The following is a 12,726-nucleotide window of genomic DNA, read 5'->3' as shown; positions in this document are numbered from 1 at the left end:
ATAAATAGCCATTTAACTGTTGAAGAAAAAATATGCCACAAAAAATGAGAGTCAGTAACTGCCATGAATATAACAAATTTCTCCAAGAAAGAGGAAGCATTTTTTGTTATATCAATGAAGCCATAGAAAATTGGTACGAGAATTGTCCAAAAATGCAGGGCGGCAACTATATTTATAGTGATAAAGTTGTGATTTTGGTGCATATAATCGTCAGTTTCTTTAGAATTGGTTTAAGACAAACAGTCGGGTTTATAAAAGGGTATTTGCAACAAATAGGAAGAGATTTGGCAGTTATCAGCTATTCACAAGCATCAAGAAGGTTTAAGAAACTTAATATTAAGATAAATGATTGCAGAATTGATAAAAATAATATGGAAGATATCGAAATTGCTATAGACAGTACAGGAATTAGTATATACAACAACACACAGCAAGGAAAATAGCACTGACAGAAAATATCGTGGCTATGAGCAAACGAGAAAATTGCACGTAATGTTGAATATAAACAACAAAAAAGCCATAGCTGTAAAATACAGTAACGGTGTCTACTCTGATCACTATGGAGCTTGTGATTTGCTAAAAGAAGTTGATTTTCAGCATGCCATAAAAGCACTATATGCAGATAGAGCATGTGATAGGCACAAGTTTTATAAGTTGTGTAACGAATATGATATAAAGACAAAAATTCTACCAATAAACAATGCGGCAGAACATCCAGAAATAGATTATATGTCTGATAGGAATGCTGCTATTAGGTTAATAAAATTATAAGGTGAAGATGGCATGAAAGAATGGAAAAAGAAGTAAATTATGGGAAAAGATCTTATATTGAAGGGTTTTTCTCAAGATTAAAGCAAATATTCGGATTTAGTTTTAGGAATAAATCTGAGATAAATCGAGAAAAAGAACTGCTAATCAAATGCTATTTGCTTAATAAATTCACTGATATTGGTATGGCTAAATTTGAGATAGTTACATGAATTTACCATAAATCACCATCTCATAAAGTGTGATGCAACAAAGCCATCCCAGTGTCACGCACTGGGATGACAAGAAAGGGGCTACTTGGATGACACCGCTTGGATAGGTCAGCTACTCAGATGACGCCGCCTGCCATGCAAACTGCAACCCTAAATGTTGGAGCACTGTCGTATACTAAGCGCTGTAATGACAATTTTAGTCGCTTCATACAATACTATAAATAATCAAAGTTATTTCCCCATCGGTCAGTTAGTGCTCACATATCATCAAAGTTAGCTATTCTCCATAGCGAAGTCTCTAGCTAGGAACAATGAGCCACAGATTAGTATGGTTTTGATGTTTTGGATAGAGGCTTTTAATATGTGATTTGATATTGCATCGCCAATTGATTCACATTCAACTGCTTTTATTCCTATGTTATTGGCTTTTTCCCTAATCAAATTTGTATTTGTTGCTTTAGGTTCAGACTTAACACAAACCGCACATAGTAGCTTGATATATGGCTTTAAGTGCTCTAAGAACTCTTCCACATTTCTGTTACGAGTAACACCAAAAATTATATAGATACCTTCAGCAAAATTATCTTTTACCCACTGAGATAGCACTCTAGCACCGTCATTATTGTGCGCACCATCTAAAAATAATTGCCAATCTTTCGGTAATAAAGAAATTAAATTGCCCTCTTTTATACGCTCCAGTCGTGCAGGCCAGTAGGTATGCTGTAAACCTGAAGTAATATCCTCTTCTCCAATATCAAATCCGTATTTTCCACTCAAAATGCTACATGCTGCAATGGCGTTTCCTGCATTGATTATTTGGTGTTCACCCTTCAGAGATGGCAAAGGAAATTCTATTGATTGAATAGCTGATTGAAAAATCATTTGAGCTCCAGCACGTGACCTCTCATTTTTTTGTTTCTGGATCCCAGTTTGGATGACAGATAGTCGTTTTTTGCAATTCCATTCAAGGCCTCCTCTATACAGAGGAGATTTCTTATTTATTGCGTGGTGTTCTAGCGTGTTCATTATAGATTTTTCTTGTGGTGCTATTATGCAAGGAACATTAGGTTTCATTATTCCAGCCTTTTCACCTGCTATAATTTCTATAGTAGGGCCAAGATATTCTGTATGATCAAGGGCAATGGAAGTAATGATTGTTAAAATCGGACTATCTATAACATTTGTTGCATCAAGTCTTCCACCCATACCTACTTCAACTAAAGTTATATCGGCTTTATGACGAGAAAAAGCTAAAAAAGCTGCAATAGTTGCAGCTTCAAACAGAGTGATAGGTTGTTCTGCAATTACGGCACGGCATTCTTCTAATAAGCTATATAATTCATTATCGTCGATATAACTGCCTGCAATAACTATTCTTTCATTAAAATTCACCAAATGTGGAGAAGTGTATGCATGGACCTTATACCCTGCTGCTTGCATTATATATCTTATAAATGCTAGTGTTGAGCCTTTCCCATTAGTTCCAGCTATATGAATTATTGGCGGCATTTTTTTCTCAGGATTGCCCAATTTATTTAGAAAGCTTTTTATGCGATCAAGAGAAAAATCCTTTGGTCTACTACCAAGCGGTTTAGGCCAATGAGGCATATATATCATGGATTGTTATTGCATTTTAATTCAGCTATAATGCTTGCTATGCCATGCGTGTCGATTTTTTCACTAAATTGAGAACGTTGATTAATAGCAATACTTATTCCACTCATTACAACATCACTTATCAAGAAAGAACTGTTATTTTTAGTAACTTTAAAATCAATATTTGTAAATTCTTCATCACCGTAAGAAAATCTTGTACCAATTAAGCAAGTTTCATCGTCAACTGCTTTTGTACTCATTATGATCATTTCACTATCATGCATGTATTTATATAAAATTTTAACGCACAAACGCGTAAGATACACTTCATACTCTCTTAAAAAATCTTCTTTTTCTTTTTGTTTAACTAAAGCCCAATGTTTTCCTATAACGAATTGCGATATTCCTTTGAGGTTAACATTATTCTGAATGACCTGCTGAAGCTTTTCGTGTACATGCCCTAGGTTTTTTCTATTTCCTTTTGTAGATATACCATCCACTTGTTGCTTCATAGTATGCACAAAAATTTTGTGATCTGTACAACTAGTGTAAGCTCTTGAAGAAATTGCAATAAAAACAATAATGATTAAAACTTTAGTAATGTTCATAAGATATATTTATTAACTATGATACTTAGAATGCAAAGTTTAATAAAGATTAAATAATAATCGCTGACTTTTAATATACCTATAGACATGCCTTGTGTAAATCATCTATAATTCAAGTAAGGGTCTGTGCTATGCGTTATGAGTTAAGTTAAATTTCCCGAGCGATAATTTCTAGTCAAGGGAATTGCCTCTATTGATTTCGTTGAAATTAATAAGCGATGCCCACCTTAACTTTAGTCTCAGGAATCTACTAAGGCTGACGGTAGATACGGATCCTATTTTGATTGGTTTAACATTTATGCTTCATCAATGCAGAGAACAAGGTACCTTCCTATGTTCGCCTAATAAAGTATTCCAAATTGTAATTGATGTTGAAAGGTATCCTGATTTTGTTCCTTGGTGCAAAGCCGTTTATATAAAAGAAAAAATTGACAACCAAATGGTTGTGGATCTTCTCGCAGCTTTTCATGAAATTAAAGGAAAGTACACATCAGAAGTAACCTTTCTTTCTCCAAGTGGAACAAATGAAGGTTGGATAAAAGCTGTATCATCAAATGGAATATTTAAACATCTATACAATGAATGGCAATTCATTCCCATAGATGAAAATAAAACTATGGTAAAGTTTTATATAGAGTTTAAGTTTAAGTCCAACTCATTTTCCACTTTATTAAACTCAGTATATAAATATACACAGAATAAAATAATTGCTGCATTTAAAGATAGGGCTGAAAGCCTTGCTAAACAAAAGTTATCTTGACATTATTAATATAAATATGTATTTTTTTAGTAAGTTAAGCGTTTGTATTGTAATGATTTTCAGACTATTGTTTTTACTAATTCTTATGAGTGTTAATTCTTATGCAGTTGTTAAATCCAGTAACCAACATATTCAAAAAGAAACTAATGAAATAACATCAAAGGAGTTACTATCACTATTACCTGATGATAAATTATTAGGAGATCCAAAAGCACCAATTCTAATGATAGAATATGCTTCATTAACTTGCTATCACTGCTCTCTTTTTCATAAGAATGTTTTTCCTAAAATTAAAGAGAAATATATAGACACAGGTAAGATGTTATATATATTTCGTCATTTTCCTTTGGATTACAGAGGGCTAAAGGCTGCAATGCTAAGTCATTGCTACGAAAAACAAGAAGACTACTTTAATTTTAACAAAGCTGTTTTTAACTCAATAGATTCGTGGAATTACTACAATTTAAGTGATTTGACTTTACTACAAAGAATTGCTGCACTAAGCAACTTAAAGCAAGATGCATTTAACCAATGCATTAATGATAAGAAAATTATGGATAAAATCGTAAATGATAAATCACTGGCAATCAATAAACTTGGTATCACAGCCACTCCAATATTTTTCATCAAGCTTAACGATGATGGTAAGTCATATATAGAGCATAATAAAGTTAAACATGAAGGGTATAAAGAGCTGAAATATCTCACTGATGTGATAGATAAATTATATAGAAAAGCTATAGTGAAGTAATACCACTGTAGCTTACCATATAAAAGACTCTATGCTGAGTCATTGTTTTTCACTACTGTTTGTTGTTTTTTACGCTCAAACTCTCTTTTTTTACTGTGCCAAGTGTAGTAATACATAGCGATTTTATTCTCTATTAATACTATTGTCCCATCATAAAACTGAACCATATCCATAACTTTTCTCTGAGCTTCATTAAAACGTTCTTTATACTTTTCACGATAAGCTGGATTATGTAGTAACATAACCCCTTCATTCTTGTTAGATTTTTTGTTTAACGTTTCAACTTCACTAGCAATAGTATAAGACATATAACCCCCTCTAATTGATTATAAAAATTATATTTTAAAAAGAGAAATGCGCATAAACAATCCCTTTAATTCTAGTATAATAATCGATTGTTTATTATACTAGTTAACCATAGTACAATATATAATAATTTTTGTCACTTAAAATTTTATACTATGAAATAATAACTTAAAATAAATGTTTTTATTATTTTAAACTATATTATTATATTTATAAACTGTGTATGAATTAAGCTTCCCTAATTTATAATATAAAACGTAATGCGTAATAATTTTAGTATAAAATTATCATATATAAGAAATCTATTTGCAAAAGAATATAAAAAAATAGAAGAATATTGTATTCTTGAAAAAAAGCAACATATTCAGATTGGCCCTGAAGAAGGAAAGCTATTAAGTTTATTTATAAAAATCCATAAAGTCAAAAGTATTGTTGAGATTGGCACGTTATATGGTTATTCGTCGATTTGCATGGCAAAAGCTCTACTGAAAGACGGTCATATATATACAATAGAAAGTAATCCTCAACACTCAAGAATAGCAAAAAAAAAATTTAGTGCTTTTAATCTAAGTGATAACATTACTCTAATAGAAGGTGATGCACTGGAAAAAATTAATGAATTATCAGCAAAGGCACCATTTGACATGATATTCATCGATGCTGACAAAAGTAGTTATCCTAAGTATTTAGATTGGGCAGAGTCATACATTAAACAAGATGGGCTAATCGTTGCAGATAACACTCTATTATTTAATACAGTATTTTTAGAATCGCCTCCAAAAGAAGTATCAGAAAAATCATGGCATGCTATGAGGGAGTTTAATAATAGATTATCAGATGAAAAGAAATATTTCTCTATATTGATTCCAACTGATGAAGGAATGACTGTAGCTTTAAAGCTAACATAAGTTAAAAATCAAGGTCAGCATAATGTTTAGGAGGGGTTAAACCGGAAACTCTCTCTAATAATATCTCACGAAAACAAGGCTTTGATTTAACAATGGAGTACCATTCTTTTAAAATTTTACTTTTTTCCCATGGAAAACTACTTACATAATCCATTACGGAAATATGCGATGCTAAAGCAATATCAGCCAAAGTGAACTTATCAGTTGCAAGCCAAACGTTCTTGTTAATTAAGTGTTCGATGTATTCCATATGGCAAGGCAGGTTATGCTGAGCTGCATGAAGAAATCTAGAGTCAGGGCTGCGGTTAGTAATTACTTTTTCATTCATAATATACTTAGTAACTTCATTGTAAAATTTGTTGTCGAACCAATTGATTAGAGCGCGTATTTTAGACTTAATAATAGTGGATGAACCAAGTAATTTGACGTCGCTATTGTAAGTCTCTTCTATATATTCACAAATGGCATTACTATCCGCTATTACAAAGTTATTATCTATTAATACTGGTACTTGCCCAGTTGGATTGATCTCCATAAATTCATTCCGTTTTTCCCACGGATTTTCATACACTAGATCGCAGCCTAATTTTTTTTCTTTTAGAAAAGTTCTAACTTTTCGTGAAAATGGACAAAGAGGAAAATGATATAAAATCATAATATTCCTCTTTTGTTATCCCAGTACCTATAGGTTGTTATTCCAGTGTGTGACACTGAAATCCACATCTTTTTTCTCTGGATCCAAGTTGGGATGACAAGAGAAGAGTATTTTAGGTAACAGTTGTTTAATCCAAAGTAATGTTGCAAGAGATCTAACATATAAATTATTAAGGTTAATATAGGATATACCTTGCTAAATAAAAAAAAAAGTATAATATTTTATAAGGTATGCAGGCAAAAACTCTGTAATTTGGTCAGATCAGAAATGAAGCAGCCATATCAGAACCTTTTTGGGTTGCATACCTATTTCATTATTTGTTTTATCCGAGGCTATGAATATAGCATTAAAACATCGTCCTAGTAGCTTTAAAGATCTAGTAGGTCAAGATATATTAGTGCGTGTATTAGAAAATGCTTTTATTTTAAACAAAATCCCACAGTCTATACTGCTCTCTGGTAGTAGTGGAGTTGGTAAAACCACCACTGCAAGGATAATAGCTTTATGTTTGAATTGTTCCCTGGGGCCAATTTTTGAACCTTGCGGATCATGTGAAAATTGCCTAGCAATAAAAAATTCAAGCCATCCAGATGTAATTGAAATCGATGCAGCAAGTCACACTAGCATTGACGATGTTAAAGTAATCCTGGGAGATATTTGCTATTCACCTATAAGCTCTAAATTCAAAGTCTACATTATAGATGAAGTACACATGTTATCCAGCAGTGCATTTAACGCATTACTTAAAACCCTAGAAGAGCCACCATCTAGTGTAAAATTCATTTTAGCAACTACAGAAATAAAAAAGATACCAATAACTATTATTGCACGTTGTCAAAGATTTGATTTACACAACATTCCCGTAGCTAAAATAGTAGAACGTTTAAATGATGTTGCACAAAAAGAGAGTTATTCCATTGAAAAGGGAGCATTAGAGTTAATTGCACGACATTCTGGAAATTCAATGCGTAACGCCTTGTTTTTGATGAATCAAGCAGTGCTATATAGCAAAGATGGTGCAATATCCACTAAAAATGCGATAGACATACTTGGCCTAGTGGATAAAGATATTATATTCGATCTATTAGGAGCAATATTAGAAGGTGATTTACAGAAAGCTCTATCAGTGTTTGACAAGGCGATAAAAACAGCAAACCCACTTAGTATTTTTGAAGGTCTATTGCAAACAATTCAGTTAGTATGCCGTTTTTTGATTACAAAAGAAATTGATAATGCAGTTACAGAGTATGAAAAGAATAGGATAAAAGATTTAAGTATAAAGAAGTCTTTAATATTTTTTTCGAGATTGTGGAAGGTGTTGCTTAAAGGTATTCAAGATATAAAAACTTCAACATGCAACGATGTTGCTGCTGAAATGATGTTAATTAGCCTCTGTTATCTTTCTGATCTGCCTTCTCCGGAACAAGTGGTCAAAAAAATTCTTTCGCAGAATGCACAGCAGGGAAATACGCATAGTATAGGAAATGAACAGCAACAAAATTATGATTTTGACAAAGTTTTGCAACTATTAAGGCGGAGTAACCAAATTTATCTTTACAAACAACTGTGTAATAATCTACAATTAGTAGATTGTAAACCTGGATATTTAAAATTAAAAGCTGTATCTAAGTTGGATAGTAATTTTTGCAATGATTTAAAAAATTACTTAAACCAGGTGACTCAGCAGGAGTGGGTTATTACAGTTGATACGGGTTATATAAATAGGGAAGTGAGAAATTTAAATTATGCACCTGCAGTTAAGGATATACTTGATACATTTAAAGGTGCAAAAGTAGTTAATATAGAAAATAAGGAGTAAGTTGTGGATTTTAGTCAAATAATGAAACAAGCTCAAGAGATGCAAAAAAAGCTTGCAGAAGCTCAAGAAAAATATGTTGGGAAAGAGTTTCAAGGTATTTCTGGTGGTGGCAAAGTTTCTGTATTAGTGGAAGTCATAAAAATAGGTAGTTATAAAGCTAAAAAGGTGAACATAGACTTAGAACTTATGAGAAATGAGGAAAAAGATATAGTAGAGGATTTAGTAACAGCAGCGTTTAATGATGCCGTTAAAAAAGCAGAAGAAGATATGGCAAATGCAACTTCTGATCTTGCAGGTATGATGGGTTTACCACCTGGGTTCAAACTTCCTTTTTGAATTATTTCTATACTACTGAAGTTTCTTTTAGTGTAAGTATTTCTTTTTTAATATTTTCAACGCTAGTACTTCTTTATATAATACGCCTATAGCTAGCACAGCCCTACGTCATACCGTCACAGATAGATTCCGCTAACACGTAGCGGAATGACGAATTTTTGTTTTTCAAATTGTAGGTAAACCTAAGCTACTTTAGCTATAGATCCCGCTAACAAGCAGCGGGATGACGAGGTCTTTCGATAGTAAATCTTACCTGTGTTAGCTATACCAAAAAATCAAGAGTAAAAAAGTCGTGTAACTCTATTTATTCATTAATAAAATCTTTGTCTTTTCCCAAAAATTAGTTAAAATATAGAATATTTTGTGTTATTAAGTTAGCACTTGACTTAACTTTAGTTGTTACTTAGACTGCTAAAGTGGAATTTTAATTTTTTTACGAGGACAATTATGCATTATAAAAAGTTTTTTTCAGCAGCCGCTTTAGCAACGTTGCTAAGTTTATCAAACTCTGCTTTTTCAGATCCTGTTGGTCCAATAAGTGATGAAGAAACTAGCTACTACGTTCGTCTGCAATACAACGGTGAAATTTTACCTCTTTTCACAGACATTGGAGGTATTACCTATAAGAAAGATAATAGTGATTACAGTCCATTAAAAGCGTCTTTTATAGCTGGTGGTGGCGCATTTGGTTACAAAATGGACAACATTAGGGTTGATGTTGAAGGGCTTTATTCACAGCTAAACAAAAATGATGTTACAGGTGCAGCATTTAACCCAGATACTGTTGCAGACAGTTTAACAGCAATTTCAGGACTAGTTAACGTTTATTACGATATAGCAATTGAAGATATGCCTATCACTCCATATATTGGTGTTGGTGTTGGTGCAGCGTATATTAGCACTCCTTTGAAAGAAGCTGTGAATGATCAAAAAAGTAAATTTGGTTTTGCTGGTCAAGTAAAAGCTGGTGTTAGTTATGATGTAACTCCAGAAGTCAAACTTTATGCTGGAGCTCGTTATTTCGGTTCTTTTGGTGCTCATTTTGATAAAGATGCTGTTGCAGCAAGCAAAAACAAAGGGGAACTTAAAGTTCTTTACAGCACTGTTGGTGCAGAAGCTGGAGTAGCGTTTAATTTCTAGTCTATCTCAGTCTTGTTATCCCAGTGGGTTTTTTCTTGTCATTCAAGTAGCATGACACTGGGGTGGCTTTGTTGCATAGCAGCAGAAAAACTAGTGATTACTGACTAAATTCACTATAAAATGACGATTTAAGGATAAATATGCCAAAAAAAATGAGAGTCAGTAACTGCCATGAATATAACAAATTTCTAGAAAAAAGAGGAAATATTTTTCATTATATCAACGAAGCCATAGAAAATTGGTATGAAATTGGGCCAAAAATGTAGGGTGGCAACAATATTTACAGCAACAAAGTGGTAATTTTGATACATATAATAACCCATCTATTCAGAATAGGTTTGAGACAAACAGTGGGATTTTTCGAGGGATACATTGAACAAATAGGAAAAAATTTGCAGCTATTCACAAGCATCAAAAGAAACTTGATATTAAGATCAATGATTGCAGAGTTGATAAAAATAACATGGAAGATATCGAAATTGCTATAGACAGTACAGGAATTAGTATATACAACAACACACAGCAAAGAGAATAGCAAAGATAGAGAGTACCGCGGCTATAAACAAGTAAGAAAATTGCACATAATGTTGAGCAAACAAGTCATAGCTACAAAATACAGTGATGGCGTTTACTCTGATCACTATGGAGCATTGGGGAAATTTGATGTTAAATATGCTATAAAAGCACTATATGCAGATAGGGCATATGATAGAAAAAAGCTCTATAAGCTGTGTAATCAATATGGCATAAAAACGAAAATTCCTCCGAAAAACAACGCAGCAGAGCATCCAAAATTGGATTATATGCTTGATAGAAATACCGCTATTCAGTTAATGAAATTACATGGTGAGAATGGTATAAAAAGATGGAAAGAAGAAGTAAATTACGGAAAAAGATCGTATATTGAAGGATTTTTCTCAAGGTTGAAGCGAATATTTGGGTTTAGTTTTAAGAATAAATCTGAGACAAATAGAGAGAAGGAACTACTTATTAAATGCTACTTAATGAACAAATTTACTGCAATTGGTATGCCTAAATTTGAAATAGCCGCATAAAATTATTTACTCTGGAAAAAACTTACGTTGCTATGCAACAAAGCCCACTGGGATCTAGAAAAAAGAAATGTGGATTCCAGTGTCAAGGCACTGGAATAACACCACTTACTACGTATTTAAACTATAATGTTCATCATTACACGCTGGCAGGATGTCATATATAGTGTTACCCAGGTAGCTGATGCTGGGGCTTATCGTCTTTAAGATCCCAATTAGATAGAAGGTTTGTACTTTTTTCAAATCAAAGCTTGAATTTTCGCTCGAAAATCAATATATTATATATGTGAAGTTTTAATTTAAGTTGTTATGTTGACCCCAATGGCAAGCTTATGTGTTGATAGCAGAACCAATCTCATGCAATATATTGCTAGAGTGCAAAAATTCCCTATGCTGTCTCAAGAGGAAGAGGTACGATTAGCAAAAAATTGGAACCAATATAAGGATATTTCTTCTGCTCATAAATTGATTACCAGCCATTTGAATTTGGTAGTGAAAATTGCAATGAAATTCAAAAATTATGGACTATTGTTGATGGACCTGGTCATGGAAGGGAATATGGGTTTAATGCACGCAGTAAAAAAGTTTAATCCTGATTTAGGGTTTCGTTTTTCAACTTATGCAGTGTGGTGGATTGAAGCTTCAATAAAAGACTTTATATTGAAATCTTGGTCGTTCGTGAAAATAGGCACAACGCAAGCACAAAGAAGATTATTTTTTAGTTTACGTAAAATAAAAAAAAGAATTTTACAGTATACAAACAGAGAGACTTTAAGCAATGAAGAAATAAAAGCAATATCTAATGAGCTTTCTGTATCCGAAGGAGATGTTCTGCAGATGAATTACCGTTTGGCTTGTAAGGATCAGTCGCTAAACGATTGCATAAAAATAGGTGATGACTCTAAAAGGGAGTTGCAAGATATGATCCCATGTAACTTGGTCAGTCAAGAAGTAACCTATCAGAATCATGAAGAAAAAGAATTAAAAGAAACAATTTTAAACAATGCACTAGCGAGCCTCAACGAAAGGGCAAGAGACATTTTTATCAGTAGATATTTGTCTAAAAACACTCAAACTCTAGATGAACTTAGTAAAAAATATTGTGTTTCAAGAGAAAGAATAAGACAGTTGGCTGAGCAGGCGATGGCTAAGGTAAAACAATATATAAAATCAGAAAGTTTGAAATTTGGTTTGCATGCGTAGTTTTTTTATATTTCTAATATTTTTTTCAATAGGCGCTTTTGCATCGGTTAGTGATGTGCAATTGAAGGAAAAATACAAAGACTGGCTTGTATATACTGCATCAGAAGATGGAGAGAAAGTGTGTTACATTGTATCTTACCCTAAGACAAAAAGCGAGCATTATACAACCAATCGCAAGCCGTATGTAATGGTCAGTTATGTTGATAAAAAAGCAGATGAGGTAAGCGTTACCTCTGGTTTTCAGTATGATAAGGAGCCTGTAGCTCTCAATATCGACAAAAAAATTAAATATACACTGCCTATAATACAGGGAAGTTTTGCGTGGGCAGAGCATACAAAAATAGATCAAGATCTCATTCTAAAAATGAAGCAGGGATTATCAATGGTAGTTAATGGAAAAGCAAAAACAGTAACCATTGATGATACTTATTCCCTACTTGGTTTTCAAAAAGCGTATCAAAAAATGCATGATTTATGCCATACAAAGTAAATCATTGTAACAGAATACCCAGCTATAGTATAAACTAGACTACTCTTTCAATGGAAATATAAATAGCACTTTACTTTATATGGGATGTGGATATCATTTAAAATATATTTTTGAGAGTTAGC

Annotated in this window: 12 protein-coding genes, 2 other RNA genes and 2 pseudogenes; 12 read left to right on the top strand and 4 right to left on the bottom strand. The window is 32.8% G+C overall.

What is annotated here, in order from left to right:
• The first annotated feature begins 32 nt into the window (after window positions 1-32).
• Window positions 33-980: pseudogene (locus tag OM966_RS07525) on the top strand (IS5 family transposase).
• A 273-nt stretch (window positions 981-1,253) separates the two neighbouring features.
• Here the strand turns inward: OM966_RS07525 and OM966_RS02865 are convergent.
• On the bottom strand, window positions 1,254-2,597 hold the full coding sequence (locus OM966_RS02865; protein ID WP_264328740.1) for a bifunctional folylpolyglutamate synthase/dihydrofolate synthase: 1,344 nt from the start codon (window positions 2,595-2,597) through the stop codon (window positions 1,254-1,256).
• On the bottom strand, window positions 2,594-3,184 hold the full coding sequence (locus OM966_RS02860; protein WP_264328739.1) for an MlaC/ttg2D family ABC transporter substrate-binding protein: 591 nt from the start codon (window positions 3,182-3,184) through the stop codon (window positions 2,594-2,596). Before OM966_RS02860 ends, OM966_RS02865 begins: the two co-directional genes overlap by 4 nt.
• A 118-nt stretch (window positions 3,185-3,302) precedes the next feature.
• On the opposite strand from OM966_RS02860, the gene ssrS reads away from it, so the two are divergent.
• From ssrS to OM966_RS02845, 3 genes are all read left to right on the top strand, one after another.
• Window positions 3,303-3,463, top strand: a non-coding RNA gene (gene ssrS / locus OM966_RS02855) — 6S RNA.
• A gap of 19 nt (window positions 3,464-3,482) precedes the next feature.
• Window positions 3,483-3,944, top strand: a complete 462-nt coding sequence (locus tag OM966_RS02850) for a type II toxin-antitoxin system RatA family toxin (RefSeq protein ID WP_264328738.1) — start codon at window positions 3,483-3,485, stop codon at window positions 3,942-3,944.
• A 52-nt stretch (window positions 3,945-3,996) separates the two neighbouring features.
• Window positions 3,997-4,695 carry a DsbA family protein gene (locus OM966_RS02845; protein ID WP_264328737.1) on the top strand — a complete coding sequence of 233 codons (699 nt, stop codon included), beginning with the start codon at window positions 3,997-3,999 and terminating at the stop codon, window positions 4,693-4,695.
• A gap of 29 nt (window positions 4,696-4,724) precedes the next feature.
• Here the strand turns inward: OM966_RS02845 and OM966_RS02840 are convergent, their stop codons facing one another.
• Window positions 4,725-5,003, bottom strand: a complete 279-nt coding sequence (locus OM966_RS02840; protein ID WP_253309235.1) for a DUF2671 domain-containing protein — start codon at window positions 5,001-5,003, stop codon at window positions 4,725-4,727.
• A gap of 258 nt (window positions 5,004-5,261) precedes the next feature.
• Between OM966_RS02840 and OM966_RS02835 the strand changes: the two genes are divergently transcribed.
• Window positions 5,262-5,909, top strand: coding sequence for an O-methyltransferase (locus OM966_RS02835; protein WP_264328736.1), 648 nt, complete (start codon window positions 5,262-5,264; stop codon window positions 5,907-5,909).
• Between the two features lies 1 nt (window position 5,910).
• Here OM966_RS02835 and OM966_RS02830 read toward each other — a convergent pair whose 3' ends face one another.
• Window positions 5,911-6,564 carry a glutathione S-transferase family protein gene (locus OM966_RS02830; protein WP_064125276.1) on the bottom strand — a complete coding sequence of 218 codons (654 nt, stop codon included), beginning with the start codon at window positions 6,562-6,564 and terminating at the stop codon, window positions 5,911-5,913.
• A 219-nt stretch (window positions 6,565-6,783) separates the two neighbouring features.
• Here OM966_RS02830 and ffs point away from each other — a divergent pair.
• The 7 genes and pseudogenes from ffs to OM966_RS02790 all read left to right on the top strand — a co-directional run bounded on the left by ffs (window position 6,784) and on the right by OM966_RS02790 (window position 12,604).
• Window positions 6,784-6,883: signal recognition particle sRNA small type (gene ffs / locus OM966_RS02825), an RNA gene on the top strand.
• Window positions 6,884-6,898: 15 nt separating this feature from the next.
• Window positions 6,899-8,383 (top strand): DNA polymerase III subunit gamma/tau, encoded by a 1,485-nt coding sequence (gene dnaX, locus OM966_RS02820; RefSeq protein ID WP_264328735.1) that lies wholly within the window; start codon window positions 6,899-6,901, stop codon window positions 8,381-8,383.
• A 21-nt stretch (window positions 8,384-8,404) separates the two neighbouring features.
• Window positions 8,405-8,719: a YbaB/EbfC family nucleoid-associated protein gene (locus OM966_RS02815; protein ID WP_064125278.1), complete on the top strand. Its 315-nt coding sequence runs from the start codon at window positions 8,405-8,407 to the stop codon at window positions 8,717-8,719.
• A gap of 447 nt (window positions 8,720-9,166) precedes the next feature.
• Window positions 9,167-9,859, top strand: coding sequence for an acyloxyacyl hydrolase (locus tag OM966_RS02810; protein ID WP_264328734.1), 693 nt, complete (start codon window positions 9,167-9,169; stop codon window positions 9,857-9,859).
• 140 nt (window positions 9,860-9,999) lie between these two features.
• Window positions 10,000-10,914 (top strand): annotated as a pseudogene (locus OM966_RS07520) (IS5 family transposase).
• 306 nt (window positions 10,915-11,220) lie between these two features.
• Complete coding sequence (locus OM966_RS02795) at window positions 11,221-12,114, top strand: RNA polymerase factor sigma-32 (RefSeq protein WP_264328733.1); 894 nt, start codon at window positions 11,221-11,223, stop codon at window positions 12,112-12,114.
• Window positions 12,107-12,604, top strand: a complete 498-nt coding sequence (locus OM966_RS02790) for an invasion associated locus B family protein (RefSeq protein WP_264328732.1) — start codon at window positions 12,107-12,109, stop codon at window positions 12,602-12,604. Before OM966_RS02795 ends, OM966_RS02790 begins: the two co-directional genes overlap by 8 nt.
• Window positions 12,605-12,726 lie beyond the last annotated feature (122 nt).

Origin of the sequence: Wolbachia endosymbiont (group A) of Andrena hattorfiana (assembly GCF_947179565.1) — a bacterium.
Lineage (GTDB): Bacteria > Pseudomonadota > Alphaproteobacteria > Rickettsiales > Anaplasmataceae > Wolbachia.
Note: the sequence above shows the minus strand (reverse complement) of the source record. Positions and strands in the feature narration are given on the sequence as shown.

What these genes read in the sequence shown, in the direction of transcription:
- dnaX (WP_264328735.1), top strand. Translation starts at nt 6,899, where the DNA reads ATGAATATAGCATTAAAACATCGTCCTAGTAGCTTTAAAGATCTAGTA.
- OM966_RS02810 (WP_264328734.1), top strand. Translation starts at nt 9,167, where the DNA reads ATGCATTATAAAAAGTTTTTTTCAGCAGCCGCTTTAGCAACGTTGCTA.
- OM966_RS02850 (WP_264328738.1), top strand. Translation starts at nt 3,483, where the DNA reads ATGCTTCATCAATGCAGAGAACAAGGTACCTTCCTATGTTCGCCTAAT.
- OM966_RS02795 (WP_264328733.1), top strand. Translation starts at nt 11,221, where the DNA reads ATGTTGACCCCAATGGCAAGCTTATGTGTTGATAGCAGAACCAATCTC.
- OM966_RS02835 (WP_264328736.1), top strand. Translation starts at nt 5,262, where the DNA reads ATGCGTAATAATTTTAGTATAAAATTATCATATATAAGAAATCTATTT.
- OM966_RS02815 (WP_064125278.1), top strand. Translation starts at nt 8,405, where the DNA reads ATGAAACAAGCTCAAGAGATGCAAAAAAAGCTTGCAGAAGCTCAAGAA.
- OM966_RS02865 (WP_264328740.1), bottom strand. Translation starts at nt 2,597, where the DNA reads ATGATATATATGCCTCATTGGCCTAAACCGCTTGGTAGTAGACCAAAG.
- OM966_RS02790 (WP_264328732.1), top strand. Translation starts at nt 12,107, where the DNA reads ATGCGTAGTTTTTTTATATTTCTAATATTTTTTTCAATAGGCGCTTTT.
- OM966_RS02860 (WP_264328739.1), bottom strand. Translation starts at nt 3,184, where the DNA reads ATGAACATTACTAAAGTTTTAATCATTATTGTTTTTATTGCAATTTCT.
- OM966_RS02840 (WP_253309235.1), bottom strand. Translation starts at nt 5,003, where the DNA reads ATGTCTTATACTATTGCTAGTGAAGTTGAAACGTTAAACAAAAAATCT.
- OM966_RS02845 (WP_264328737.1), top strand. Translation starts at nt 3,997, where the DNA reads ATGATTTTCAGACTATTGTTTTTACTAATTCTTATGAGTGTTAATTCT.
- OM966_RS02830 (WP_064125276.1), bottom strand. Translation starts at nt 6,564, where the DNA reads ATGATTTTATATCATTTTCCTCTTTGTCCATTTTCACGAAAAGTTAGA.